This is a genomic window from Fusobacterium varium, from assembly GCA_021531615.1.
GTDB lineage: Bacteria > Fusobacteriota > Fusobacteriia > Fusobacteriales > Fusobacteriaceae > Fusobacterium_A > Fusobacterium_A varium_C.
In genome coordinates this window covers 63,302-88,274 of record JADYUE010000004.1, presented here as the reverse complement: position 1 = coordinate 88,274, position 24,973 = coordinate 63,302, and the positions used below count along the sequence as shown (strand labels likewise).

Genomic DNA, 24,973 nt, shown 5'->3' with positions numbered 1-24,973 from the left:
TTTTTTTTGAAAAAAAGTAAAAAAGGTGTTAATACATTTAAGTACCAACACCAAAAATTATACACCCTTTTTTTATTACGAAAGTTCAATATAAAAAAGCTGAATAACTCAATAAAAAATTGAGATTATTCAGCTTTAAAATTCATTATTTTTTTATAAAACGTCCAACTACTTCAGTATGAGAAGTGCCAGGGAACATATCAACAGGTTGAACTTTTTCTAAAGTATATCCCTGTCTATTTAAAATTTCAGCATCTCTAGCAAATGTAGATGGATTACAAGAGATATAGATAATCTCTTTTATCCCTGCTTCAGAAGTCTTTAAAAGGCTTAATTCATCAATCCCTTTTCTAGGTGGATCAAAGATAATAGAATCTATTTTTTCTCCACTATTGATAAGCTCAAGCATCTTCTCTTCAACTGCCCCATTTATAAATTCAATATTTTTAATATTGTTTTCTTCAGCAGTTTTAATTCCATCTCTCGTAGCTGATGGAACTATCTCAATAGCAAAAACTTTTTTAGCTTTTTTAGATAGAATCATAGCAAGAGTTCCAGTTCCAGAATAAGCATCAATTATAGATTTGTTTTCAATATCTTCAAAGAAATCAATAGCTGTTCTATACAGTTTTTTTGTTTGAGGTAAGTTAATTTGGAAGAAAGAAAGAGGAGAGATATTAAAATTAATTCCTTCAATCTCTTCAGTCAGATTTTTTTCACCCCAAATAAAAATATTTTTTTCCCCTAAAGCGACATTTGTTTTTTTAGTATTTAAAGATATATATATAGATTTTATCTCATTAACTTTGTTTTTTAACTCCATTAATATATCTTTAAATCTCTTTTCAACTTTAGGAGCATTTATAATTAATACAACCATAGCTTCGTTTTTAGAGTTAGTTCTAACCATGATATTTCTAAGTATACCTTTATGTTCATTTTCATCATAAACAGAAACTTTCTCTCTATTTAAAATAGTTTTTAACTCTTTTATAATCTTATTTCCAAGTTTAGAGTTTAATATATTCTCTTCTACTTCAAAAACTTCATGGGATTTTTTTTTGAAGAATCCAGTTATGATTTCACCTTTTAACTTTCTAAAAGGTTCTATAATCTTATTTCTATAATGATAAGGATCTTCACTTCCAATTACATTAAAAATAGGAATATCTTTTAATTTACCTATCTTTTCAATTACATCTTCAACCATAAGTTTTTTATATTTTAATTGAGCACCATATTGTAACATAGCAAAGTCACAACCTTGAAAATCTTCAAAAGTTACTTTTGAAAGATCCTCTACTCTTTCAGCTCCTGGAGAGATAATCTCTTCAATAAGTCCGCGAGCATAAGTTTTTTTTACAGATATAATTTTAACTTTTAATCTATCTTGAGGAACAGACATAGGAACAAATATTGCAAAATCATTATAATATCCTAAACCTTCTCCCCCATTTACTATTTTATCTATTTTTAGTTCAATTACTTGATCTTTTTTTACCATCTATCCTCCAAAGTTGATGATATTATTTAGTTTTCAATTTGGAAAAAATTGATTTTATTGGAAATTTCCATCTTCTTTTTACTTCTCATCTCTTTTCCAATTTTATCTAAATCAACTTTTGTATCATACTCAATAATTTTTCTATTTAACTCTTTTTCAACTATTTCTAACTCTTTTTTATCTTTATTGATAGATTGCTCCAGTTTAGAAATTTTAATTAAAAGAGAACCATGAATAATCCAAACTGAAATTATAATAAGAAATACAAAGAAAAAAGTTTTTTTCACGTTATCCTATCCTTTCTACTACTCTTAATTTAGAAGAGTGAGCTCTATTGTTAAATTCTAACTCCTCTCCTTCAGGAATAATAGGTTTTTTTGTGATTAATTTAACTTTAGCTTTTCCTCCACAGACACAGATAGGAAGTCCAGGTGGACATTTACAAGCAGTAGCTAAATCTTTAAATTTAGTTTTTACCAATCTATCCTCTAATGAATGGAAAGTTATAATTCCTAGTCTTCCTCCAACTTTTAAAGAGTCTACAGCTTTATCAATAGCTTTTTCAAGTACTTCAAGTTCTCTATTTACCTCTATTCTAATAGCTTGGAAAGTTTTTTTAGCAGGGTGTTTAGCAGCTCTTTCAGGATAAGCTCTTTTAATAATAGCTACTAGCTCTCCTGTAGTTTCAATTTTTTTCTCCTGTCTAGCTTCACAAATAAATTTTGCTATTTTTTTAGCATTTCTTTCTTCTCCATATTCAAAGAAGATTTTCACTAATTTTTCCTCTGGATACTCATTAACAACTTCATATGCTGAAAGAGGATTATTTTGATTCATTCTCATATCTAATTTAGTATCATATCTATATGAGAAACCTCTTTCAGGATCATCTAATTGAGTAGATGAAACTCCTATATCCATTAAGATACCATCAATTTTATCATATCCAGCCATGTATAAAACTGTATCTAAATTTTCAAAGTTATTTTTAAATACTTGCCATTTATTACCATATTTTTCTAGTCTCTTTTTAGCAAAATCAATAGCTTGTTGATCTTGATCTATAGAAACTAATCTTCCTTTTTCTGAAAGTTCTTTTAGTATCCCCTCTGAGTGTCCACCACCACCAAGAGTACAATCTAAATATATTCCATCTTTATTGATAACTAGATTATCAAGACACTCTCTATAAAGGACAGGAATATGGTATTCACTTATAATATCTTCCATAATTATCAACTCCTGTTTTTTAAGAAAAATAGAGAAGCAAAGCTTCCCTATTAAAATAACAAATTAAAAACTAATCTCCTTATTATTGATAAGAAAATATAAGCTACCATTGGAGATAAGTCAACTCTTAAATTTCCCATAGGGAGCAATACTCTAAAAGGCTTTAAGATAGGTTCTGTAAGTCCATAAACTAAATCAGTAAATCCATTATTTGAATTTGGAGATAGCCAAGAAAGTACAACTCTTATAATTATAAGGGTATTGATAACAGAGATTAGCAAATCAACAATTTTAAATAAAAGAACCATATTTATAACACTCCCTTGCAAAATATTTAATTATTTACAATTCATAAAATAATGTTTAGCTTTAGATGTATATTCCCAACCAGACCAAAGAGTCAAAATTATAGGTATCATCATTAAATAGAAATTATATGGTTGATTTCCAACAATTATCATAATCAAAATTACAATCATCTGGCTAGTAGTCTTATATTTTCCCAATTTACCAGCAGGAATAACTTCTCCTTTAGCAGCAGCTAACATTCTAATTCCACTGATTAAAAACTCTCTAGCTATTACAATAATAGACATCCAAGCTGGAATATATTTTAATTCAACAAATAGAACTAAGGCTGAAATAACAAGAATTTTATCAGCTAATGGGTCCATTAATTTTCCAAAATCTGTAACAAGATTATATTTTCTAGCAAGGTATCCATCAAAAAAATCTGTAAGTGATGCTATAACAAAGATAGCAAAAGCAATAAGTCTATAAGTAAGAGATAAATGTGCACTTACACTGCCTGATTCTTGAAGAAAATAGATAAAAGGGATAGCTAATACCAATCTTATAAAAGTTAGTTTATTAGGTAGGTTCATATTCTTTCCTCCACAATATTAAAAATTATTATTTTTCATTTTCAACTATTGGTCCAATAAAATCATAATCAAAGTTTTGTTCTAATTTAACTTTAACAATTTCTCCTGGTTTTGCTGTACCATCATTTGTAAGAACTTTACCATCTATTTCAAGGGCTTGTCCCTTTGTTCTTCCTTCTAATAGGTATTCACTTTCAGTAGAAACTCCATCAATCATAACTTCTACAGTTTGTCCAAGCATACCTCTATTTTTATTTTCAGCTATTTTACTTTGAAGATTAGTAAGTTCTACCCATCTTTCTTCTTTTATCTCTTCAGGAACTTGATTATCCATATCGTAAGCTTTTGTATCTTCTTCTCTTGAATATTTGAATACTCCTACATAATCAAATTGGAACTCTTCAAGGAAATCTCTTAATTCTTCAAAATCCTCTTGAGTTTCTCCAGGGAATCCAACTATAACAGATGTTCTAAAAGTTGCATTTGGAATCTCTTTTCTTATTCTGTATAGAATATCTTTTAGATGAGCTCCAGTTTTAGCTCTTCCCATATTTTGAAGAATAGAGTCTGAAACATGTTGAATAGGAATATCAAAATATTTACAAATTTTATCTTCAGTTTTCATCACTTGAATTAACTCATCTGTAACAGAGTCAGGATACATATAGTATGTTCTTAACCATTTTAAATCTTCTATTTTTACAAGTTCTTTCATTAACTTTGCTAAAGACTTTTCTTTATAAAGATCAATTCCATACTCTGTAGTCTCTTGAGCTAAAAGATTTAACTCTCTTACTCCAGATTTTACAAGATTATTAGCTTCAACTAATATATCCTCAATAGTTCTACTTCTTAATCTTCCTCTAAGTTGAGGGATAATACAGTAAGTACATCTTCTATCGCAACCTTCAGAAATTTTTAAATAAGCTGTATGAGAAGCAGTTGTTAAAATTCTATCTGTATTAGCATTAGCAAGGAAATCCATACTAGAAGTTTCAACAGATTTTTTATCATTAAGAATTTCATCTACAACTTTTTCTATTTTGTCAATCTCTCCTGTTCCAATAACAGCATCTACTTCAGGTAGCTCTTTTAATATCTCTTCAGAATATCTTTGAGCAAGACAACCTGTAACAATAATTTTCTTTAGATTACCAGTTTCTTTAAGTTCACTTACTTCTAAAATAGTTTCAATAGACTCTTTTTTAGCATCTCCAATAAAACCACAAGTATTTACTATTATTATATCAGCTTGATCTAGTTCGCTAGTTACTTCAAATCCTCTTTTATTTACAAGGATACCGATAAAGTTTTCACTATCAACTAAATTTTTGCTACATCCTAAGCTTATTAAAGCAAATTTCATTCTTCACCTCATTAATAATATACCATATTAAAGAGAACACAGAGGGTATCTGTATTCTCCCTAAAAATAATTAAATTTTCTTTTTACTTAAACTAATTTTTCCATTGTCAGTAGAGATAACTTTAACATCAAATACATCTCCAACTTTTAATACATCTTCAACATTTGCAACTCTTTCATGAGAAATTTCAGAAACATGAAGAAGTCCTTCTTTACCAGGTAGGATTTCCATAAATGCACCAAATTTAGTGATACTTACAACTCTACCTTTATAAATTTCTCCAACTTCAACATCTTTAACATATGAATTTACAAGAGTTATAGTTTCATTTAATGTTTCTTCATCTTTAGCAAATATAGAAACATTTCCATCATCATTGATATCTACAGTTGCTCCTGTTTTTTCAATGATTCCTTTAATATTTTTTCCTCCAGGTCCAATAAGAACAGCTATTTTATCTGTAGCTATTTTCATTTGATGAATTCTAGGTACAGTAGATTTTATTGGAGCAGGTTCAGGAATAGTGTTATTCATAAGTTCAAGAATTTCCATTCTAGCATCATGAGCTTGTTTAAGAGCAATTCTCATAATTTCTTCAGTAATTCCAGTTATTTTAATATCCATTTGAAGAGCTGTTATACCATTTTTAGTTCCAGCAACTTTAAAGTCCATATCTCCTAAGTGGTCTTCAAGTCCCATGATATCTGTTAAAACAGTAAACTCTTCTCCCTCTTTGATAAGTCCCATTGCAATACCAGCAACATGTTCTTTAATAGGCACACCTGCTGCCATTAATGAAAGAGATCCACCACAAATTGATGCTTGAGATGAAGATCCGTTTGATTCAGTAATTTCAGATACAACTCTGATAGTATATGGGAATACTTCTTCAGAAGGTATTACATATCTAAGAGCTCTTTCAGCAAGAGATCCATGTCCAAGTTCTCTTCTTCCAGGAGAACCCATTCTTCCAACTTCTCCTACAGAGTAAGGTGGGAAGTTGTAGTGTAGATAGAATTTTTTGAAGTATTCTTTTTCTAAATCATCAACAAGTTGTTCATCTTCTTTTGTTCCAAGAGTAGTGATAACAACTGCTTGAGTTTCTCCTCTTGTAAACATAGCAGATCCATGAGGTATAGGAAGAACATCAGTTTCAGCATAAAGAGGTCTAATCTCAGTAGTTTTTCTTCCGTCAACTCTATGTTTATGATATAGAATAGCTTCTCTAACTAATTTTTTCATTAAATCGTGGTAGTAAAGTTTAAATTCATCAATAACTTCTTCAGGTAGATCTTCTTCAGCAACACCTTCGTAGTTTTGAAGAATGAAAGCTTCCATAAGTTCAGCTTCTAGATTATCAACAGCTTCTTCTCTAGCTTTTTTACCAAGAGTAAGTACAGCAGCTTTTAATTTTTCCATTCCATTTTCATCAATGAAATCTTTAACTAGAGGTAAAACTTCTTTTTTAGTAAATTCAATTTTTTCTTTTCCAACAGCTTTAGCAAACTCTTCTTGGAAAGCACAGATTTTTTTAATATTTTCATGAGCAAACATAATAGCAGCTAACATAGTTTCTTCATCTAGTTCTTGAGCTCCAGCCTCAACCATGTTTACAGCATCTTTTGTTCCAGCAACAGAAAGTTCAAGTTCACTTTCTTCTAATTCAGCAGGAGTAGGGTTTAAAATAAATTCTCCATCTTTACGCCCTACTACAACTCCAGCAACTGGTCCAAGGAATGGAATATCAGATAGCATAAGAGCCATTGAAGATCCTATAATTCCTAAATAATCAGGTGTATTTTTTTCATCATAAGAAAATACAGTATTTACAATATGTACATCATAGTTAAACCCATCTGGGAACATTGGTCTGATAGGTCTATCTATAAGTCTAGCTGTAAGAGTAGCATTTGTAGATGGTCTACCCTCTCTTTTATTAAATCCACCTGGGAATTTTCCAGCAGCATAGAATTTTTCAATATAATCTACAGTTAGAGGGAAGAAATCAGCTTCCTTTCTAGGTTCTTTGCTACGATTTACAGTACTTAAAAGTACAGTATCTCCATATTGTACCATTACAGCACCACAAGATTGTCTTGCTATTTTACCAGTAGAAAAACTTAGTGTTCTTCCAGCTAGTTCTAATTCAACTTTTTTTTCGTCAAACATAAACTCCTCCATTTTAGTTTTTTTAAAGCTCAGAAGGTAAATAATAAGGAGTAAAAAGTCAAAAAATATTCACCATTTACTTCTTACTACTTACATAATTCTGAGTTTTATTTTTCTAGTAATTATAACATTTTTGACATAAAAAATCAAATTTATCATAATTGTATTTTATTTATTTTTAAAACTTGGTATAATATAAATTATTTATAGAAAAAAATTAGGAGAAGAGATGAAAAAGATTATAAATATACTGATAATATTTTTGATAATATATATGCAAATTACACCAACGAAAAGTTTTTCTAGTACTATACATAAAAAAAATTCTCAAGTATTGGAAGAAGATATAGAGATAAAAAAATTAAAAGAGCAGATAAATATTTTAAATAGTAAAATAAAATTTTTAGAAAAATCTAAAGCTGTAAAATTAAAAAAAGATAAAAATAGTATAAAGATAGGCTTAGCTTTAAGTGGTGGTGGAGCAAAGGGACTTGCCCATGTTGGAGTTTTAAGAGTATTAGAGAAAAATAATATAAAGATTGACTATATAACAGGAACAAGTATGGGAGCTGTTGTAGGTGCTTTATATTCAATTGGATATACTCCAGATGAGATAGAGAAACTACTTTTAAATACTGATTGGAATAGCTATATTAGTGGAGAGTTAGAAAATAAAAAAGTTCCATTAGAGCAAAAGGTAAATAATAAAAAATATGCAGCTACTATCAGATATGATAAGGAGTTTAATCTTTCTTTGCCAAAGGGAATAGGAAATACAGAGATAATATATTTGAGATTAAAGAAAATTTTTGCAGGAGCAGAGGAGATAAATGATTTTGATAAACTACCAATTCCTTTGAGAGTGGTAGCAACTGATCTAAATAGTGGAAAGGCAGTAGCATTAAAAAAAGGGGATTTAGCAAGGGCAGTAACTGCAAGTATAGCTATACCAACAATATTAGAGCCTGTTGAAATAGATGGTAATCTTTATGTAGATGGATTGGTTTCAAGAAATCTTCCAGTTGAAGATGCTTTAGCAATGGGATCAGATATTGTAATAGCTAGTGATGTTGGGAATGAGGTAAAGGACAACAAAGATTACAATATTTTAAGTGTTCTAAACCAATTGGTAACTATTCAAAGTGCATCTTCAACACAGGAACAGAGAAATATGGCAACAATATTGATATCACCAGATATTCAAAATTATAGTGCAACTGATACTAAAAAAGGTAAAGAGCTAGTGGAGTTAGGGAAAAAAGCTACTTTAGAACAGCTTTATTCTATAGAAAAACTTCCTAAAAGAGAGAAAAAATATCAAGAAAGAATGCTTGAAAATAGAATATATATTGAAAATATTAAATACACAGATAAAATTCCAGAAAACAAGAGAGAGATTTTAAATAAGCTTTTAGAAAAATATGAAAATAGATATCTTTCATATGATGAGTTGGAAGAGATTATGCTAAAGATATATAGTACAGATTTCATTAATAAGGTGTATTATGATGTTCAAGGTACAACATTAGTATTAGATGCAGAGATAAACCCAGCTAATATATTTGGAGTAGGAGCTAGTTATTCAACAGGGTATGGAACAGTATTTAATATAGGAACTGAGTTTTCAAATACTAAGAAATTAGGAAATACATCTTCAATCAATGCTCAGTTTGGAGATTATTTAGGAATATCAGCAGATAATTTCTTTTATTACGGAGTATCAAATAAGATAGGTATTTTTGCAAATGCTTCATATAATGAGGCACCGCTATATTTATATGATAAAGGGAAGAAGATAGCAGATTATACAAGTGAAAATTTAAGATTTGAAACTGGTATTTTAACACAGTATAACAATGAGATATTAGCAGCTTATGGAGCAGCATTTAATTATACAAATCTTAAACAAGATACAGGTTTTAGTTGGACAGAACAATTTGAGTATTCTAAAAAATATAATGAAGCCTTTTTAAAATTAAGCCTTGATAAAACTAATGGATTGATGAATCCAACATCTGGTATTAAAGGAGAGTTTAATTATGTATGGGAAGGAACTTGGGGGAATTCTAATTCTAACTTATATGGACCTCTGTATGTTGTTGATGGATATATACCTTTAACAAAAAAATTAACTTTATCTTATGGTATGTATGGTGGAGTAATTTCAGGAGATAATATCTCTATTGATCAATATGTAAAATTAGGTGGAACAAGAAATAATATAAAAAATAAAGAGTTTGCTTTTTATGGATATGAGGTTCATCAAAAATTAGTTGATGAGTTTTTAATTGGAAGATTAGGTTTAGAATATGAGATTTTGAGGAATTTATATATAGGAACAAAATGGAATATAGGTAGTTATAGTGAGGTTAAAGATAAAGAAGATAGTATGTTTGGAGAGAAAGTTCCACAGATGTGGAGTGATTATCACCAAGGATTTGATTTAGAACTGAAATACACCTCTCTATTTGGACCGATAGAGTTCTCTTTATCAAAAGACAATAAAGATGGCGAGATAATCTCACAATTTAGTATAGGATATATATTTGATTAAAAATAAAGCTGTTATTCTTTCATATAGAGAGAAATAACAGCTTTTTTCTTAAATAAAGATAGACATATATGATTTTATAAGTCCAGAAATATCAATGTGGAATATTGATTCAGCAATCATCTTAGTTAAAACAATAGTTGTAACAATTAAAAACATAGGTTTAATAAATTTACTTCCTCTTGTTACAGCCATTTTAGCTCCAATAGTAGCCCCAACTATCATAATAGCAGCCATAGAGAAGGCATAAAGAAGATTAACTTTTCCCATATAAGAGAAAACAATAACACTTGCAATATTACTTGATAAATTTAATATTTTTGCATTTCCACTGGCATTTGTAAAATCTAACTTAAATATTCTTATAAGAGCAAAAATTAAGAAAGAACCTGTACCTGGTCCAAAGAAACCATCATAAAATCCCATAACTAAAGCCATTATAATTCCATATTTAATATTTTGGCTAGTAAGTTCCTTAAATTGATTTTCTTCACCTAAATTTTTATTATGAAGAGTGTAAACAAGAACTAAAAGTAAAAGTACTATTGCTATAGGATATAGATATTTAGAATCTATCATCACTACAGTTTTAACTCCTAATACAGCACCAACAAAAGAGAAACCAGCTAATTTTTTCATCATAGTCCAATTTATTTTTCCAGATTGAGCAAATTTAGCACTACTTGCAATAGTAGAGCAACAAGCAGCAATCTTATTAGTTCCTAAAGCTACATGAGCAGGTAAACCAGAGGCTAAAAATGCAGGTAAACTAATAAGTCCACCACCACCAGCAATGGCATCAATAAAAGCTGCAAAAAAACAGGCTAAACCTAAAAATATAAAAGATGAAAAACTAGCTCCTTCAACTAAACTAAACATAAATCCTCCCTAAATGTTTTATTTTTCTAAATTATTTAAACTATTAATATAAAAATCAATTTTTTTATTAAAATCTTCTATAAATTTTTTCCTTTTTTCAATCTCATTCCAATCTGTATTTACTTGATGTCTAAGAGCTAACATTTTTACTTTTAACTCTTTAATTTCTTCTAAACTAGTATCTTTATTTTTAATTAAATTATCATATTTTTTTACAAGATAATTAAAGTTTTTTATGTAAAAATTTTTATAGACTTCATCTTTTCCCCAACTATCTGAGGTTGCCCAAGTATTTAAAGAGATTCCAGCCCCAAAGTGTCCTCTACTTCCCCAGCCTATACCTATTCCTGGAGAAACTCCTACATTAGAGCATCCAATAATTAAAAAAAAGAGTGAAAATAAGATTATTAAATTAAACTTTTTGTTCATAATTATCACCCACTAATCATTTTTTATATTATAGAGTTTTAAAATAATTATTTCAACTAAATTTTTCTTTAATTAAAGATTTATATAACTAGTATAAAAAAATCTCTCTACCTAAATCATTTTAGATAGAGAGATTTTTATTAATTAACTTCACGAAGGATTATTTTTTTGCAAACTCTAAAAGTTCTTCAGTTGAAACTAAACCAACAGATTTTTCAACAGGAGTTCCGTTTTTAAATAGTAATAAAGTAGGAATGCTCATTACTCTAAATTGAGCAGCTAATTCTTCCTCTTCATCAATATTAATTTTTGCTATTTTAACCTCAGAGTTAAGTTGAGAGTCAGCCTCTTCAAGTCTAGGTGCTAGAGCTTTACAAGGTCCACACCATGCTGCCCAGAAATCAACAACTACAGGAACATCTGATTTTAAAACCTCTTTTTCAAAATTTTCTTTAGTTATATGTAAAATTGCCATATGAATGCCTCCTTTTAAATATTTTAATTTCATTTCTTGATTGTATTATATATTATTTTTTTTCTTTTGTCTGTAACTAAATCACATAATATAGGAAATAGAAATTTTATTTCTTACTTTATACTTCTATTTTTATATGATATAATCTAAAATAAATATCTGTTATTAAGAGGTGATAAAAAGCGAGATTATTTAAATTACATTTTTGAATATAAAAATAAAAAATATAGGAGATTGAGTATGAAAATAATATTTTTTTTAGTATTAGGATATGTTATGGGTGCTTTGCCAAATGGTGTTTGGATAGGAAAATATTTTAAAAATATAGATATAAGAGAGCATGGAAGTAAAAACTCAGGAGCTACAAATGCCTATAGAGTTCTTGGACCAAGATATGGAATAATGGTTTTAATTGCAGATGCTTTAAAAGGTTTTTTACCACCATTTTTAGCTAGCAGATTTGGGATTTCAGGAAATATGCTTTTAGTTATAGGAGTTTTAGCAATTGTTGGACATTCTCTTTCATTCTTTTTAAACTTTAAAGGTGGAAAAGGAGTTGCAACAAGTTTAGGTGTATTTTTATTTTTAATTCCTAATGTTACTTTAGCTCTATTAATTATATTTATATTAGTAGTATATTTTACAAGATATATATCGTTAGGATCTATAATAGCAGCAGCAGCACTTCCAATTCTTACTGCTTTTAGTCCTATTAGAAATGATGTAGGAAGAATTCCTCTAACTGTAATGACGCTTTTAATAGGTATTTTTGTTATTTGGAGACACAGAACAAATATTACTAGATTAATAAATGGAACAGAGAACAAATTTAAGCTAAAATAAGGAGTGAAAAGTTTATGGAAAAAGTAGTTATCATCGGTGCAGGAAGTTGGGGAACAGCGTTAGGGCTTGTTTTAGCAAGAAAAGATTATGATGTAACTCTATGGGAATTTAACCAAGAGAGAGCAGAAGAGATTCAAAGAGAGAGAGAAAATAAAAGATTTTTACCAGGAGTAAAGTTTCCAGATAATTTAAAGGTTACTAATAAAAAAGAAGGATTATTAGATGGAATAAAATATGTTGTATTTTCAGTACCATCTCAAGTTTTAAGAAAGGTAATTGGAAGTTTTTCAAATGATATTACTGAGGATATGTTACTTGTAAATACTGCAAAAGGAATAGAAGTTTTAACAGGAATGCGTCTTTCTGAAGTTATGAAAGATGAGATAAAAGGAAAGTTTCATAAAAATATAGTTGTTTTATCAGGACCTACTCATGCTGAAGAGGTAGCAATAGGGATACCAACAACTATTGTTGCAGCAGGAGTAAAAGAAAATGCAGCTAGAATACAAGAATTGTTTAATAGTAAGAATTTCAGAGTATATCTAAATGAAGATATAACTGGAGTTGAAATAGGTGCAGCAGTAAAAAACTGTTTGGCTATAGGAGCAGGTATAGCTGATGGAATGGGATTTGGAGATAATACAAAAGCTGCTTTAATAACTAGAGGAATAGCTGAGATGACAAGATTTGGAAAAGCTTGTGGAGCAAAGGAGATAACTTTTTCAGGTTTAAGTGGAATAGGTGACTTAATAGTTACTTGTGCTAGTAAACATAGTAGAAATAGACATGTTGGAGAATGCTTAGGAAGAGGACAAAAACTTCAACAAATTTTAGATGAGATGACAATGGTAGCAGAAGGTGTTCCAACAGTAAAAGCAGTTTATGAACAAGCAAAAGCGAAAAATATATCGATGCCAATACTAGAAGCAACTTATAATATTCTTTATAAAGATGCTGATGCAACAAGTATGGTAACAGAACTTATGGAAAGAACTTTAAAAGAAGAATTTTATTAAAATATGATAAGTGTGGGGATAGAAAATGGCTGATAAAGATCTTATAAGTTTATATTTAAAAGACATAAAAAAACATAAGTTACTAAGTAAAGAAGAGGAGTTTTCTCTTTTAGTAAAAGCTAAAAATGGAGATATTGAGGCTAAAAATGAATTGATAACTTCTAATCTAAAATTAGTAGTGAATATAGCAAAAGGGTATGTCAATAAGGGGATGAGCTTTATTGATCTGATTAGTGAAGGTAATATGGGACTTATCTATGCAATTGATAAGTTTGATATAGATAAAGGATTTAGATTTTCCACTTATGCAGTTTGGTGGATAAGACAAGCTATTATGAAGGCTATAATTGTTAAAGGAAGAGAGATTAGAATACCATCATATAAGTATGATCTTTTAAATAAGATAAATAGATATATAATGGATAAACTTCAAACAGGAGGTAATTATCCTTCAGTTGAACAAATAGCTGAAGATCTTCATATAGATGCAGAAAAAGTAGAAAATATAATAAGGGATTTTCAAGACCCTATGTCTTTAAGTATGTCAATTGGAGAGGATATCTCCTTGGAGGATACTATAGCTCAAGAACAAGAGATCTCTATGGAAGAAGAGATTTTTCGTGAAATGGGAATGAAACATGTAAGAGATTTAGTTGAGGAACTTGATGAAAGAGAAAAATCAATATTAAAACAGAGATATGGTTTAGATGGTTCTGATATTTATACACTTGAAGAGATTGGAAAAAGTTTAAATATAACTCGTGAAAGAGTTCGTCAAATAGAGAAAAGGACATTAGAAAAGCTTAAGTTTAGATACACTAAAGATTTAAAAGAGGGCTTTTTTAATTAAGGTAAGTTAAATAGGGAGGAAAGAAAGTTGATTGTAAGGGTAAAAAGACAGGAGTTCTTAAAGAGATTAAAAATAGTAGAAAAGGTTATTAGTGAAAATAAAATAAAACCAATAATTTCTTGTACATATTTAGAAACAAAAGGAGATAATCTATTTTTTTGTGGAACTAACTTAGAAACAACTATCACAACTGAAACAAAGGTAGAAGAGATAATAGAAGAGGGAAAAATAGTTTTTCAACATCAATTAGTAGATGAATATTTAAGAGAGATAAAAGATGAAGAGATCGTTTTAAGTGTAAGAGATAACAATCTTTATATAGAGAGTTCAGACTCAGCATCAGAATTTTCTTTAATGAATCCAGAAGATTTCCCTAATATTATAGAAAGTGTAGAATCAGTAAAAGATAAAGAAAACTTTAAAATTAATAGTGTGGAGTTAGCTAATATTTTAGAAAAAGTAAAATTTGCAGCTTCAACATCAAGTGATAATCTTTCTATAAATTGTGTTAGAATGGAAAATGAGGGTAAAAAACTAAAATTTGCAACAACTGATACATATAGACTTGTTTTCTTAGAAAAAGAATTAGAAGAGATAAAAGGAAGTATAGAAGTAAGCATACCTTTAAATACAGTTGAAGCTCTAACTAAACTATTGAAAAATATGGATGAAGTTGAAATCGTAGTATATTCAACAGAAAAACAGATATATTTTAAAATAGCTGAAACATTGATGGTAAGTAGAGTTATAGACTTAGTATTTCCTAATTATAAAGGAATTTTAGGAAATGATGCTTACAATAAGACTCTTATTATAAATAATGATGTCTTTTCAAAGGTATTAAGAAGAATAATTATATTTGTAAAAAACAATGCAGAATCTAAATATGGGGCAACATTTGAGATTGAGGGAAAACTTCTTAAAATAAATGGAGTTAATGATATTGCTAGAATTAATGAACAATTAGAAGTAGAATATGAGGGAGAAAGAATAAAGATCTCTCTTAATGCTAAATTTATATCAGAATTTATTCAAAACTTAGATAAAGATAGTGATATTATTTTAAACTTTATAAGTCCTAATAGTTCAGTAAGAATTAGACAAGAAGCTGAAACTAATTATCTTTATGTAGTTATGCCACTTGCTTTAAAAGATTAATTATAAAAAATGAGCTAATAAAGAACATTAGCTCTATTTTTCTTGTGAGTAAAATTTTGAATGTTTGAAATAGGGATATAATTGTGGTATAATTTTCTAATAAAATTAAAGAGGTAAAAGAATGAACATTAATTTTTTTAGAAAAATAGTGTATGATTTTTATTATATGTTATTTTTGTTTACAGATAGAAAAAAAAATCCTGTTGAAAAGAATGAAATAGCAGAAAAATTTTTAGAATACAACAATAAAATAGTAGAAAAAGAACTTAAAAATAAGAAGATAAATAAAATATTGATTTTATTACCTCATTGTATTCAAAAATATGTATGTCCATATAAGGTAACATCAGATATAGATAATTGTCGTAGTTGTGGACAGTGTGTTATAAGTGATCTATTACAGTTAAAAAAAGAGTATCCAGTTGAGATAAAAATAGCTACTGGAGGAACTTTAGCAAGAAAACATATAAAAGAGATAAAGCCAAATTTAGTGATAGCAGTGGCATGTAAAAGAGATTTAATGTCTGGAATTCATGATGCTTTTCCTGTAAGAGTAATCGGAGTATTTAATAAAATACTCAATGAGCCATGTGTAAATACAACTGTATCTATAGAAGAAATAAGAAGAGTTTTAAAAAATTTTTATAAAATTTAGGAGGGAGCACATTGAAAAAATTACATTGGGTGCTTGCACTGTTATTAAGTACGAATATGATATTAGTTGCTTCTGAAAAAGAGGATATAGCATTCTTAGATGAACTATATAAGCAAAAGAAATTTTCTATTGCAGTAACAGAGTCAGTAAAATTCTTAAAAAAATATCCAGAATCTAGACATACAAGAAATATCCAAGATAGAATAGCAAAGGCATATTTGCTTCAAGAAGATTATGAAAATGCAATAGTTTATTTTAAAATGTTATCTCTTAATAGTAATTTAAGTAGAAAAGAGAAGGATGAAATAAACTTTTATTTGATGAAGTGTTACACTGCATTGGGAGAGAGTGAAAAAAGTGAATTTTATCTAAAATCTTTAGACAAAAATGGAATATATTATGAAAAAGCTTTTTATGATGCAGCTATGACTTATTTAGCTAAAGAAAATTATCCTAAAGCAGAGGAATTATTTAAAAAGTTAATAGAATTGAATAAAAAGTATGCTGATGATTCAATGTTAGGATTGGCAATGTTGGCATATAATAAAGGTGAATATCCCAAAACAGTTCTATATTTAGATAATTATTCTAAAAATAGTGGTAAAAATAGGGTAATGATGAATTATCTTTATGGATCAGCTTATTATAAACAAAATAGAGTTGATGAAGCTATAACTGCTTTTAAAAAAGTTGTAGAAAAAGATAAATCAAGTGCTTATGGAAGAAAATCAATACTTAATCTGATAGAGATATATAGTAATAGAGGAAATGGAGAGATTGTAGAGAATTATGTTTCTATGCTTCAAGGAACAAAGGAATATGGAGAGGCTATGAGAATGATAGGAGATCTGTATGCTACTAAGGGAGATTACAATAGGGCAATCAGCTATTATTCAAAAACTAATACTCCAAACGATCCTAAATTGATGTATGGATACGGTTTCTCTCTATACAAATTAAATAGATTAAAAGAAGCACAAAAATATTTTGAAAGTTTAAAAAAGACAGATTATTATAACCAATCTTTATACTATATTTTTGCTATAGATTATAAGTTAAAAAATTATAGTAAGATAATTAGAAATAGAGATGAGATAAAAAGAGTTGTTGTAAATCAACAGGATACAGATAATATAAATTTAATAATTGCAAATTCAGCTTATGAAATTGGAGAATATAAATTATCAAAGGATTACTATGGTAGACTTTATGCAAGAACTCCTAATCTTGAAAATTTATATAGAATAATAGTAATAGACAATAAAGTTGAGGATATAGATGATCTTCAAAGAAGATTTTATGAGTATAAAACTAAATATCCTACAGATACTGAGTATAGAAGAAATATCTATTTTTCTGTTGGAGAGGCATATTATAAAAATGGAAAAGTTGATTTAGCAATAGATGTATATAAAGAGTTTTTATCTCAAGGAAAGGATTTTAATATTTTAAATAACTTAGTAGTATCTTTATTAGCTGAACAAAGATATGATGAGATGATGGAATATTTAAATTCTGAAGATGGAGAAGGAAATCTTGAGATAAAATATTTAAAAGGGATAGCATCTGTTGGAATGGGTAAATATGATGAAGCAGACAGATATTTTACTGAACTTGAAACAGACACCACAGCCGATGCAACTATGCAAGAAAAAGTAAAATTTAATAAGATGAGAAATTATTTCTTATGGGAAAAATATGATGAGGCAATTAACTATGGAGAAAGTTATCTAACTTTAGAAAATCCTGAAAATAAAAATGAAGTCTTAGATAAATTAGCAATTAGTTATTTTAGAAAAGATAATTTTGAAAAGAGTAGAGAATATTATTCAAAACTGTCAAATGAAAAAGGATTTGAAGCATATGGAAAATTCCAAATAGCAGAATCATACTACTCTGAAAAGAATTATGAAAAAGCTAAGGAAGAGTATAAATATGTAGTAGATAACTATGGTGATAGTGCTTATGGAGAAAAAGCTTTTTATTGGTATTTGACAATACTTTTAAATAGTGGAGACACTGTTAATTTTGAAAAGGGTAAAAATGAGTTTCTTGTAAAATATCCAGTTAGTAGAATGAAAGATACTCTTTTAATGATGTCTGGAGAGATCTATGAAAATAGTAATGACAATGAAAAAGCTTTGAAAAACTATGAAGAACTTTATAGTAGTTCTGTAGATCCAATTGTAAAAGATAATACAGCAGCTAAGATTTTAGATATTCATTTAGCTAAAAATAATTTGAAAGCAGCTCAAAAATATATTGAAGGAATAACAAATTTAGATATAAAAAGTTATTATGATTCACTTATTTATGAGAAACAAGGGAATAAAAAAGCTGCAATGGCTGAATATGAAAAATTATTAAAAAGTCCAAGATATAAAGACTATGCTTGTATAAATATAGGATCAAACTACTTTAAAAATAAGAAATATAAAGAGGCAAAAAAATATTATTTACAAGTTAACGAGATGGAAAATAGTATATACAAAGATTTTGTATTATACCAATTAGCTAATATAAATGAGATAGAAGGAAAAAATGATGAAGCTTTAAGTGGATATACAAAAGGCTATATAATGTATAATGGTCAGTATTCTCAAGTTTCTAAATTAAAGGCAGCTCAACTTAATGAAAAGATGAAAAAAGAGAAGGAAGCAATAGTTTTATATAAAGAGCTATATTCATTAGGAAAGGAATTGAATTATAGAGAATTTGTATTGGAAAAATTGATTTATCTAACTTTAAAATCTGGAAATAAAGTTGAAGCAACAAAATATTATAATGAGTTAAAAGGTATTAATGCTGAAAAAGCAAAAAAATATGCAGATTTTTTTAAATAGGAGGAGTTAGAATGAAAAAATTAATCGCATCTTTATTTTTATTAAGTACAATGGTAGTATGTGCAGAGGAAAGTGTTACAGCTATTGATAAACAGGTAACTGGGGTTAATAAGGAGCAGCTAGAGAGAAAAGAGATTGAAACTAAAGAGATGCTTCTAAAAAACCAAAATATAAATACAGGATCTGTTGAATTATCAAGTGAAAATTTAAAAGAGCAACAACAAAAAATAAAAGTTGTTCAAAGTGAAAAATCAGCATTAGAAGATGAACTTTCACAAGGTGTAGAGGAAAAATCATTCTTAAAATATATAATCGGAGCAGTAGGAGTTATAGCTCTTATAATAGCACTTTAATCTTAATTTAGATACTAAAAGGAGAGAACAATGTATTGGTTAAAAAATGGTGGAATTTTAATGTATTTTATTTTGGCTATGTCTATTTTAGGGTTATTTGTAGTAATTGAAAGAGCTATATATTTTAAAGTTCAAGAAAAAGATAGCTTTAATAAGATCAATCCAGAATTGAGACAGCTTATAGAAAAAGGTGCTATTAAAGAGGCGATTGTTTTATTAAATACAAAAAGATCTTCAACTGCAAAGGTGTTAAAAGATATTTTAATTCAGTTATATAAAAGTAACAATAGAGATCCTATAGCACTTGAGGAAAAAGGAAAAGAGAGTGCTATGGCACAGATACCACTGTTAGAAAAACATATGTGGATGTTATCTTTAACAGCTCATATTACACCATTATTAGGACTTTTAGGAACAGTAACAGGAATGATAAAAGCTTTCCAAGCAGTATCAATTCATGGAACTGGAGATGCTTCAGTACTAGCTAAAGGGATATCAGAGGCACTATTTACAACTGCTGGGGGATTGTTTGTTGCTATACCAGCTACTATTTTTTACAACTATTTTAATAAAAAGATAGATGAAAAAATAAATGACATGGAAAAAACAAGTACTGAACTTATAAACTACTTCAGAAGATAGGAGAAATTATGAAAATAGAGAGAACAAAGAGAAGAGGAAAGGGAGAGTTAACTCTTGAGATAACTCCATTGATAGACGTTGTATTTCTTTTGCTTATCTTTTTCTTAGTTGCAACTACTTTTGAAGATATCAATAGTGGAATAAAGATAGAATTACCACAATCTACAATAAGAGAGATAAAAGATATAAAAGAGATACAAATTGCTATTGATAAAAATAAAAATATGGTTTTAAATTATAAGGAAAAAGGAAAAACTCAGAAGGTTAATGTAAATAAGGAAAATTTAAAAGCTGAACTTGAAGAAAAATTTAAAAATAGCAATGAAAAAAATGTGGTTATAAGTGCTGATAAAAAATTAGATTATGGATATATAGTAGAGATAATGACTATTTCAAAAGAAGCTGGAGCTAGCTCGTTAGATATTGATACTGCAAGCAGTAAATAAGGAGTGGGAAGATGAAAAAAACGGATTATGTAAGTTTAGGTCTTTCTGTTCTCATAAATTTACTGATACTGTTAGTAATACCAGGTCTTTCAGTGGAAACAATAGTTGATAAGAAGATAAAAGTTGGATTAGTTGCATATGATAATAATAAAAGTTTAAAGATGGAAGGTAAAAAAAATAGTAACACTAAAACAAAAAATATGACAGCTGAACCTAAAAAAGAAACTCCTAAAAAAGAGGTACAAAAGGAGATAAAGAAAGAGACAACTAATAAAAATAATACTTCTGCTCAAGTAAAAAAACAAGAGAATATTACTAAAGAAAAGAAAAAACCTACATTAAGTGATATTGCTAAAAGTATTTCAGGACCAGAAATAGATATACTTTCAAGTGTTAATAATCCTGTTATATCCAAAAAAAGCAAAAGTAAAAGTGAAACAAAAAGAATAGAGACTTTAAAAGAGGATATAACAAACAGTGGATTAGCTAAAGAAAATATTGATATTTCCACAGAGAATTCAGAATTAAAAGATGAGAAGTTTTTAACAACAGATGAAAAAAAATTAGCTTTTAACTCTGAAGAGGGAAATGACTTAGAATTTGAAAGAATATTAAAAGCAGAAGGGGATGCTGAAGGACTACCTAGTGGATATAGATTAGGAACAGAAGATGGAAATATAGTAGCAAGATGGGACAACTCAAATATGGAGCCTGTATATCCAGAAAGTGCTCAACTTAAAGGACTTCATGGAACTGTTAGAATTCGTATGAATATTGATGAATATGGAAATGTAACTTCACTATTTTTAGAGAAAGGTAGCGGGGTTCCTGAGATTAACAGTGCAATAGAAGAGATAGGAAGAACATGGAAGATCTATTTGAGTAAAAATGGAATGAACGTTAAAGGTGATGTTATATTGGAATATAATTTTACTTTGAGAGGAAAAAATTAATATGTGAGGTGGCTTAATTTGGTTCTTTTAGGTTTTAGATTAGATAAAAGTTTGAAAGATGATTTAGAAAGTAATTTTGAAAATGAATTAACTTTTGCAGAAAATATAACAGATTTTATTGAATATTTAAAAAATAAAAAATATGAAACTATAGTTATAGAGGAAAAAAATCTTCAAGAAGAGGCTTTAATCAATTTAATAAAAAAAGTTGGAGAGTACCAAAAAAGAGGGGTAATCATAATTCTTGGAGAGACTTCTAATTTAAAAGTTGTTGCAGGAAGTATGAAAGCAGGAGCTTATGATTATATTTTAAAGCCTGTGGATAATACAACAATAATTAAAATTATTGAAAAATCAGTGAAAGATTATAAGCTTTTAGCTGAAAGAGTGGACAAACATAAGAGCTCAGGAGATAAACTTATAGGGCAAACTAAAGAGATAGTTGAGCTATATAAGATGATAGGAAAAGTAGCAAATAGTACAGTACCAGTTTTAGTAATAGGAGAAAAGGGAACAGGAAAAACAAGTGTAGCTAAATCTATACATCAATTTAGTGACTGTTCTGGACAACCTTTAATAAGTATAAACTGTTTATCTTTCCAAAATGAACTTTTAGAAAGAAAGATGTTTGGTTATGAAAAAGGTGCATTTACAGGAGCAGTTTTTACACAAATTGGAGATTTAGAAAAAGCTAATGGGGGAACACTTCATCTAGGAAATATAGAATCACTAAGCTTAGATATGCAATCTAAAATTTTATATTTCTTAGAAGAGGGAGAGTTCTTTAGAATGGGTGGAGCTGACCCTATAAAAAGTAGTGTAAGAGTTATAGCTAGTACTTGTGAAAATTTGGAAGAGTTAATCAATCAAGGAAAATTTATAGATGAACTTTATAGAAAGTTAAGAGTACTAGAAGTTAATATTCCACCTTTAAGAGAGAGAAAAGATGATATTCCTTTAATTGTAGACCACTATTTAATAGAGTGTAATGAGGAATTACATAAGACTATAAAAGGTGTTAGTAAACCAGCTTTAAAGAAGATGATGAGATATGATTGGCCTGGCAATGTAAATGAGTTAAAAAATGCTGTAAAATCAGCTGTTGCTCTATGTAGAGGGGGATCAATCTTAATTGAAGATCTACCAAGCAATGTTTTAGGAACAAAGGTTACTAAGAGAAAAGGTGATGCTCAAACAGATGCACTTAAAGAGTGGGTTAAGGTTGAGATGGAAAATTATAAAAATAGTAGCCAAAAAGGTTATTATGGACATATAATATCTAAAGTTGAAAAAGAATTGATACATCAAGTTTTAGAAATGACAAATGGTAAAAAAGTAGAAACTGCAGAGATCTTAGGAATTACTAGAAATACTTTAAGAACTAAGATGAGTAACTACGGTTTGGAGTAGAAGATGCATATAACATTATATAGAAAATATAGACCTAAAGATTTTGAAGAGATTGCAGGTCAAAAAGAGATAGTAAAAACTTTAAAAGCTTCTTTGAGAAATGGAAAAACTTCTCATGCTTATCTTTTTACTGGACCTAGAGGAGTAGGAAAAACCACTATTGCAAGATTGATAGCTAAAGGTGTAAACTGTTTAAAAAATGGTGTTACAGATGAACCTTGTAATGAATGTGAAAACTGTCTATCAATAAATGATGGTAGCTTTATGGATATGATTGAGATAGATGCTGCTTCTAATAGAGGAATCGATGAGATAAGACAGTTAAAAGAGAAGATAAATTATCAACCTGTTAAAGGAAGAAAAAAGATATATATAATAGATGAAGTACATATGTTAACAAAAGAAGCTTTTAATGCACTATTAAAAACTTTAGAAGAGCCACCTGAACATGTAATATTTATTTTAGCAACAACAGAAGCTGATAAAATTTTACCAACTATTATATCTAGATGTCAAAGATATGATTTTAAAGCTCTTTCTCCTAATGAGATGAAAGAGAAGTTAAAAAATATAGCTACATCAGAAGGAGTAGAGGTTCTTGAAGAGGTATTAGATTTAATCTATGAAAACTCTGGTGGAAGTATGAGAGATGCTACATCTATTCTAGAGAGAATAATGATAACTTGCTTAGGAGAAGAGATCTCTTTAGAGAAGGCAGAACAGGTATTGGGAGTAACTCCAGTAAAAAAGATACAGGAATTTTTAGAAAAGTTATTAGTTAAAGATTATACAAGTTTAATAAAAATCTTAGATAATTTTTGGAAAGAATCTATTGAAATTGAATTATTCTTTAAAGATTTAGCAAAGTATTGTAAAAATTTAATGGGAAAATCAGAATTAGAACCAGAGAAAGGGTTAGAGATAATAGGAGCTATATATGATTCTCTAAATAAATTCAAATATGAAGAGGATAAAAGACTTGTTGGATATGTAGCTATAAATAATCTTTTAAGTATTGGTAGAGGTCCTGTAATTACTCAAGAAAAGATTGTAGAGAGAATTATTGAAAAGCCTGTATTAAGTATTAAATCAGAAGATGAAACTACTAAAACAGAGGAGCTAGAAAAGAATATTAACTTTGAATATATATTAAGTCAATGGAAGAACATAGTAGAAGAAGCAAAAAAAGAGAAGATAACTTTGGCAGCTTTTTTAATAAGTGCAAAGCCATATAATCTAGAAAAAAATACTTTAATTATAGGTTTTGATGGAGAAAATAGTTTTGCAAAAGAGCAGATGGAAAGTCCAGTTTACAATGATGTTTTAACAAATGTTGTAAAAAAATTGATAAGTCCTTCTCTAAAGATAAAATATGTATTCTTAGGAAAGAGAAAAGAAAAGAATAAAAATGAAAGCAAATTAGCAGACCAGATAGTAAAGTTTTTTGGTGGAGAGATAATAGAATAAATTTACATAAACAGGGGGAACAAATTGTTAAATGAGATAATGGAACTCATGTTTATTATGATATTTTGTATGTTAATAATAGCAAAAATTAGATTGGTAAAAAATGTGAGTTTTTTGAAAAAAGTGATAATTAATGTTGGAATATTAATAGTAATGGCTATAACTAATCCTATTTTAATGGCACTATATTTAGGACTTTTTTTAGTGACAGAGGTATTATATTTTATTTTTGAAAATATTTCTTATAAATTAAAAAAAGGTGATAGAATAGTTATAAGTTCTATTGTTTCAACTGTTATTACTGTAATTTTAATGATCTTTTTTAAAGATATGATAAATGAATATATAAATTCTGCAATGTTGGAGATAAAAAATATAATAGAAAAATTAAATCCAAGTTCACAAGAATATATCTATTACAAAAGTGTTCAACATAATATGATTCAAAGTTTAAGAATTTTGAAGAAACATTGGTTAGTGAATATATTTTCAACATCAATATTGTGTACTTTTGGAATTTATATAGCTCTTGAAAAGAAAAAAGATGAGATATGGGAACTATCATTTGAATGGTTACTAATCTATATTATTCCATTTTTTATCCTGAATCTTACAAGCATTAATAATCATTATTTACAAGAGATTTCAGAGATAGGATTAGGAATTTTTTCTCTATATGGAGCAGCAGTAGTATTCAATTTATTAAATAAGTATAGTAAAATGAAGTATGTAAGTGCTATTTTAGCAATTTATATATTATTATATAGTAATATAGCAGCTTTAATTATAGGTGTATCTATTAGTTTTATGCCTGAGCTGTTAATCAAAAACAAAAAAATATGAACTGGA

General features: G+C 28.2%; 24 protein-coding genes. 14 read left to right on the top strand and 10 right to left on the bottom strand.

Annotated features, from left to right (window positions below; translation table 11 throughout):
* Positions 1 to 145: 145 nt before the first annotated feature.
* The 7 genes from rlmD to pnp all read right to left on the bottom strand — a co-directional run bounded on the left by rlmD (position 146) and on the right by pnp (position 7,154).
* On the bottom strand, positions 146 to 1,504 hold the full coding sequence (gene rlmD / locus I6E31_03430; protein ID MCF2639023.1) for a 23S rRNA (uracil(1939)-C(5))-methyltransferase RlmD: 1,359 nt from the start codon (positions 1,502 to 1,504) through the stop codon (positions 146 to 148).
* A 26-nt stretch (positions 1,505 to 1,530) separates the two neighbouring features.
* The gene (locus I6E31_03425; protein ID MCF2639022.1) at positions 1,531 to 1,791 is read right to left on the bottom strand and encodes a hypothetical protein; all 261 of its coding nucleotides are present in this window, start codon (positions 1,789 to 1,791) and stop codon (positions 1,531 to 1,533) included.
* A gap of 1 nt (position 1,792) precedes the next feature.
* Complete coding sequence (gene rsmH / locus I6E31_03420) at positions 1,793 to 2,734, bottom strand: 16S rRNA (cytosine(1402)-N(4))-methyltransferase RsmH (protein ID MCF2639021.1); 942 nt, start codon at positions 2,732 to 2,734, stop codon at positions 1,793 to 1,795.
* A 50-nt stretch (positions 2,735 to 2,784) separates the two neighbouring features.
* A complete protein-coding gene (locus tag I6E31_03415) occupies positions 2,785 to 3,042 on the bottom strand; it encodes a YggT family protein (protein ID MCF2639020.1) in 258 nt (85 codons plus the stop codon).
* A 30-nt stretch (positions 3,043 to 3,072) separates the two neighbouring features.
* A complete protein-coding gene (pgsA, locus tag I6E31_03410) occupies positions 3,073 to 3,618 on the bottom strand; it encodes a CDP-diacylglycerol--glycerol-3-phosphate 3-phosphatidyltransferase (GenBank protein ID MCF2639019.1) in 546 nt (181 codons plus the stop codon).
* Positions 3,619 to 3,646: 28 nt separating this feature from the next.
* Positions 3,647 to 4,984, bottom strand: coding sequence for a 30S ribosomal protein S12 methylthiotransferase RimO (rimO, locus tag I6E31_03405; protein MCF2639018.1), 1,338 nt, complete (start codon positions 4,982 to 4,984; stop codon positions 3,647 to 3,649).
* A 70-nt stretch (positions 4,985 to 5,054) separates the two neighbouring features.
* The gene (gene pnp / locus I6E31_03400; protein MCF2639017.1) at positions 5,055 to 7,154 is read right to left on the bottom strand and encodes a polyribonucleotide nucleotidyltransferase; all 2,100 of its coding nucleotides are present in this window, start codon (positions 7,152 to 7,154) and stop codon (positions 5,055 to 5,057) included.
* Between the two features lie 229 nt (positions 7,155 to 7,383).
* On the opposite strand from pnp, the gene I6E31_03395 reads away from it, so the two are divergent.
* The gene (locus I6E31_03395; protein MCF2639016.1) at positions 7,384 to 9,708 is read left to right on the top strand and encodes a patatin-like phospholipase family protein; all 2,325 of its coding nucleotides are present in this window, start codon (positions 7,384 to 7,386) and stop codon (positions 9,706 to 9,708) included.
* Between the two features lie 48 nt (positions 9,709 to 9,756).
* Here I6E31_03395 and I6E31_03390 read toward each other — a convergent pair whose 3' ends face one another.
* From I6E31_03390 to trxA, 3 genes are all read right to left on the bottom strand, one after another.
* Positions 9,757 to 10,584 carry a TSUP family transporter gene (locus tag I6E31_03390; GenBank protein ID MCF2639015.1) on the bottom strand — a complete coding sequence of 276 codons (828 nt, stop codon included), beginning with the start codon at positions 10,582 to 10,584 and terminating at the stop codon, positions 9,757 to 9,759.
* Positions 10,585 to 10,602: 18 nt separating this feature from the next.
* Positions 10,603 to 11,013: a hypothetical protein gene (locus I6E31_03385; GenBank protein MCF2639014.1), complete on the bottom strand. Its 411-nt coding sequence runs from the start codon at positions 11,011 to 11,013 to the stop codon at positions 10,603 to 10,605.
* Positions 11,014 to 11,173: 160 nt separating this feature from the next.
* Positions 11,174 to 11,488, bottom strand: coding sequence for a thioredoxin (gene trxA / locus I6E31_03380; GenBank protein ID MCF2639013.1), 315 nt, complete (start codon positions 11,486 to 11,488; stop codon positions 11,174 to 11,176).
* Positions 11,489 to 11,728: 240 nt separating this feature from the next.
* On the opposite strand from trxA, the gene plsY reads away from it, so the two are divergent.
* From plsY to I6E31_03315, 13 genes are all read left to right on the top strand, one after another.
* Positions 11,729 to 12,331, top strand: a complete 603-nt coding sequence (gene plsY, locus I6E31_03375) for a glycerol-3-phosphate 1-O-acyltransferase PlsY (GenBank protein ID MCF2639012.1) — start codon at positions 11,729 to 11,731, stop codon at positions 12,329 to 12,331.
* A gap of 14 nt (positions 12,332 to 12,345) precedes the next feature.
* Positions 12,346 to 13,347 (top strand): NAD(P)H-dependent glycerol-3-phosphate dehydrogenase, encoded by a 1,002-nt coding sequence (locus tag I6E31_03370; protein MCF2639011.1) that lies wholly within the window; start codon positions 12,346 to 12,348, stop codon positions 13,345 to 13,347.
* A gap of 25 nt (positions 13,348 to 13,372) precedes the next feature.
* Positions 13,373 to 14,197 (top strand): sigma-70 family RNA polymerase sigma factor, encoded by an 825-nt coding sequence (locus I6E31_03365; protein MCF2639010.1) that lies wholly within the window; start codon positions 13,373 to 13,375, stop codon positions 14,195 to 14,197.
* A 27-nt stretch (positions 14,198 to 14,224) separates the two neighbouring features.
* Positions 14,225 to 15,355 (top strand): DNA polymerase III subunit beta, encoded by a 1,131-nt coding sequence (gene dnaN, locus I6E31_03360; GenBank protein MCF2639009.1) that lies wholly within the window; start codon positions 14,225 to 14,227, stop codon positions 15,353 to 15,355.
* A gap of 121 nt (positions 15,356 to 15,476) precedes the next feature.
* Positions 15,477 to 16,010 (top strand): DUF116 domain-containing protein, encoded by a 534-nt coding sequence (locus I6E31_03355; protein ID MCF2639008.1) that lies wholly within the window; start codon positions 15,477 to 15,479, stop codon positions 16,008 to 16,010.
* A gap of 11 nt (positions 16,011 to 16,021) precedes the next feature.
* Entirely contained in the window at positions 16,022 to 18,853 is a 2,832-nt protein-coding gene (locus I6E31_03350) for a tetratricopeptide repeat protein (protein ID MCF2639007.1), read from the top strand.
* Between the two features lie 11 nt (positions 18,854 to 18,864).
* On the top strand, positions 18,865 to 19,206 hold the full coding sequence (locus tag I6E31_03345) for a hypothetical protein (protein ID MCF2639006.1): 342 nt from the start codon (positions 18,865 to 18,867) through the stop codon (positions 19,204 to 19,206).
* A 30-nt stretch (positions 19,207 to 19,236) separates the two neighbouring features.
* Positions 19,237 to 19,848: a MotA/TolQ/ExbB proton channel family protein gene (locus I6E31_03340; protein ID MCF2639005.1), complete on the top strand. Its 612-nt coding sequence runs from the start codon at positions 19,237 to 19,239 to the stop codon at positions 19,846 to 19,848.
* A gap of 8 nt (positions 19,849 to 19,856) precedes the next feature.
* On the top strand, positions 19,857 to 20,294 hold the full coding sequence (locus tag I6E31_03335) for a biopolymer transporter ExbD (protein ID MCF2639004.1): 438 nt from the start codon (positions 19,857 to 19,859) through the stop codon (positions 20,292 to 20,294).
* An 11-nt stretch (positions 20,295 to 20,305) separates the two neighbouring features.
* Positions 20,306 to 21,247 (top strand): TonB family protein, encoded by a 942-nt coding sequence (locus tag I6E31_03330; protein MCF2639003.1) that lies wholly within the window; start codon positions 20,306 to 20,308, stop codon positions 21,245 to 21,247.
* Between the two features lie 18 nt (positions 21,248 to 21,265).
* A complete protein-coding gene (locus I6E31_03325) occupies positions 21,266 to 22,657 on the top strand; it encodes a sigma-54-dependent Fis family transcriptional regulator (protein MCF2639002.1) in 1,392 nt (463 codons plus the stop codon).
* Positions 22,658 to 22,660: 3 nt separating this feature from the next.
* Complete coding sequence (gene dnaX, locus I6E31_03320) at positions 22,661 to 24,124, top strand: DNA polymerase III subunit gamma/tau (GenBank protein ID MCF2639001.1); 1,464 nt, start codon at positions 22,661 to 22,663, stop codon at positions 24,122 to 24,124.
* Between the two features lie 24 nt (positions 24,125 to 24,148).
* A complete protein-coding gene (locus tag I6E31_03315; protein MCF2639000.1) occupies positions 24,149 to 24,967 on the top strand; it encodes a hypothetical protein in 819 nt (272 codons plus the stop codon).
* Positions 24,968 to 24,973 lie beyond the last annotated feature (6 nt).

Coding starts and splice junctions, on each gene's coding strand:
- I6E31_03355 (MCF2639008.1), top strand. CDS start 15,477: ATGAACATTAATTTTTTTAGAAAAATAGTGTATGATTTTTATTATATG.
- I6E31_03345 (MCF2639006.1), top strand. CDS start 18,865: ATGAAAAAATTAATCGCATCTTTATTTTTATTAAGTACAATGGTAGTA.
- pgsA (MCF2639019.1), bottom strand. CDS start 3,618: ATGAACCTACCTAATAAACTAACTTTTATAAGATTGGTATTAGCTATC.
- plsY (MCF2639012.1), top strand. CDS start 11,729: ATGAAAATAATATTTTTTTTAGTATTAGGATATGTTATGGGTGCTTTG.
- I6E31_03390 (MCF2639015.1), bottom strand. CDS start 10,584: ATGTTTAGTTTAGTTGAAGGAGCTAGTTTTTCATCTTTTATATTTTTA.
- rimO (MCF2639018.1), bottom strand. CDS start 4,984: ATGAAATTTGCTTTAATAAGCTTAGGATGTAGCAAAAATTTAGTTGAT.
- I6E31_03330 (MCF2639003.1), top strand. CDS start 20,306: ATGAAAAAAACGGATTATGTAAGTTTAGGTCTTTCTGTTCTCATAAAT.
- rsmH (MCF2639021.1), bottom strand. CDS start 2,734: ATGGAAGATATTATAAGTGAATACCATATTCCTGTCCTTTATAGAGAG.
- dnaX (MCF2639001.1), top strand. CDS start 22,661: ATGCATATAACATTATATAGAAAATATAGACCTAAAGATTTTGAAGAG.
- I6E31_03340 (MCF2639005.1), top strand. CDS start 19,237: ATGTATTGGTTAAAAAATGGTGGAATTTTAATGTATTTTATTTTGGCT.
- I6E31_03385 (MCF2639014.1), bottom strand. CDS start 11,013: ATGAACAAAAAGTTTAATTTAATAATCTTATTTTCACTCTTTTTTTTA.
- trxA (MCF2639013.1), bottom strand. CDS start 11,488: ATGGCAATTTTACATATAACTAAAGAAAATTTTGAAAAAGAGGTTTTA.
- rlmD (MCF2639023.1), bottom strand. CDS start 1,504: ATGGTAAAAAAAGATCAAGTAATTGAACTAAAAATAGATAAAATAGTA.
- I6E31_03395 (MCF2639016.1), top strand. CDS start 7,384: ATGAAAAAGATTATAAATATACTGATAATATTTTTGATAATATATATG.
- I6E31_03335 (MCF2639004.1), top strand. CDS start 19,857: ATGAAAATAGAGAGAACAAAGAGAAGAGGAAAGGGAGAGTTAACTCTT.
- I6E31_03415 (MCF2639020.1), bottom strand. CDS start 3,042: ATGGTTCTTTTATTTAAAATTGTTGATTTGCTAATCTCTGTTATCAAT.
- I6E31_03365 (MCF2639010.1), top strand. CDS start 13,373: ATGGCTGATAAAGATCTTATAAGTTTATATTTAAAAGACATAAAAAAA.
- I6E31_03370 (MCF2639011.1), top strand. CDS start 12,346: ATGGAAAAAGTAGTTATCATCGGTGCAGGAAGTTGGGGAACAGCGTTA.
- pnp (MCF2639017.1), bottom strand. CDS start 7,154: ATGTTTGACGAAAAAAAAGTTGAATTAGAACTAGCTGGAAGAACACTA.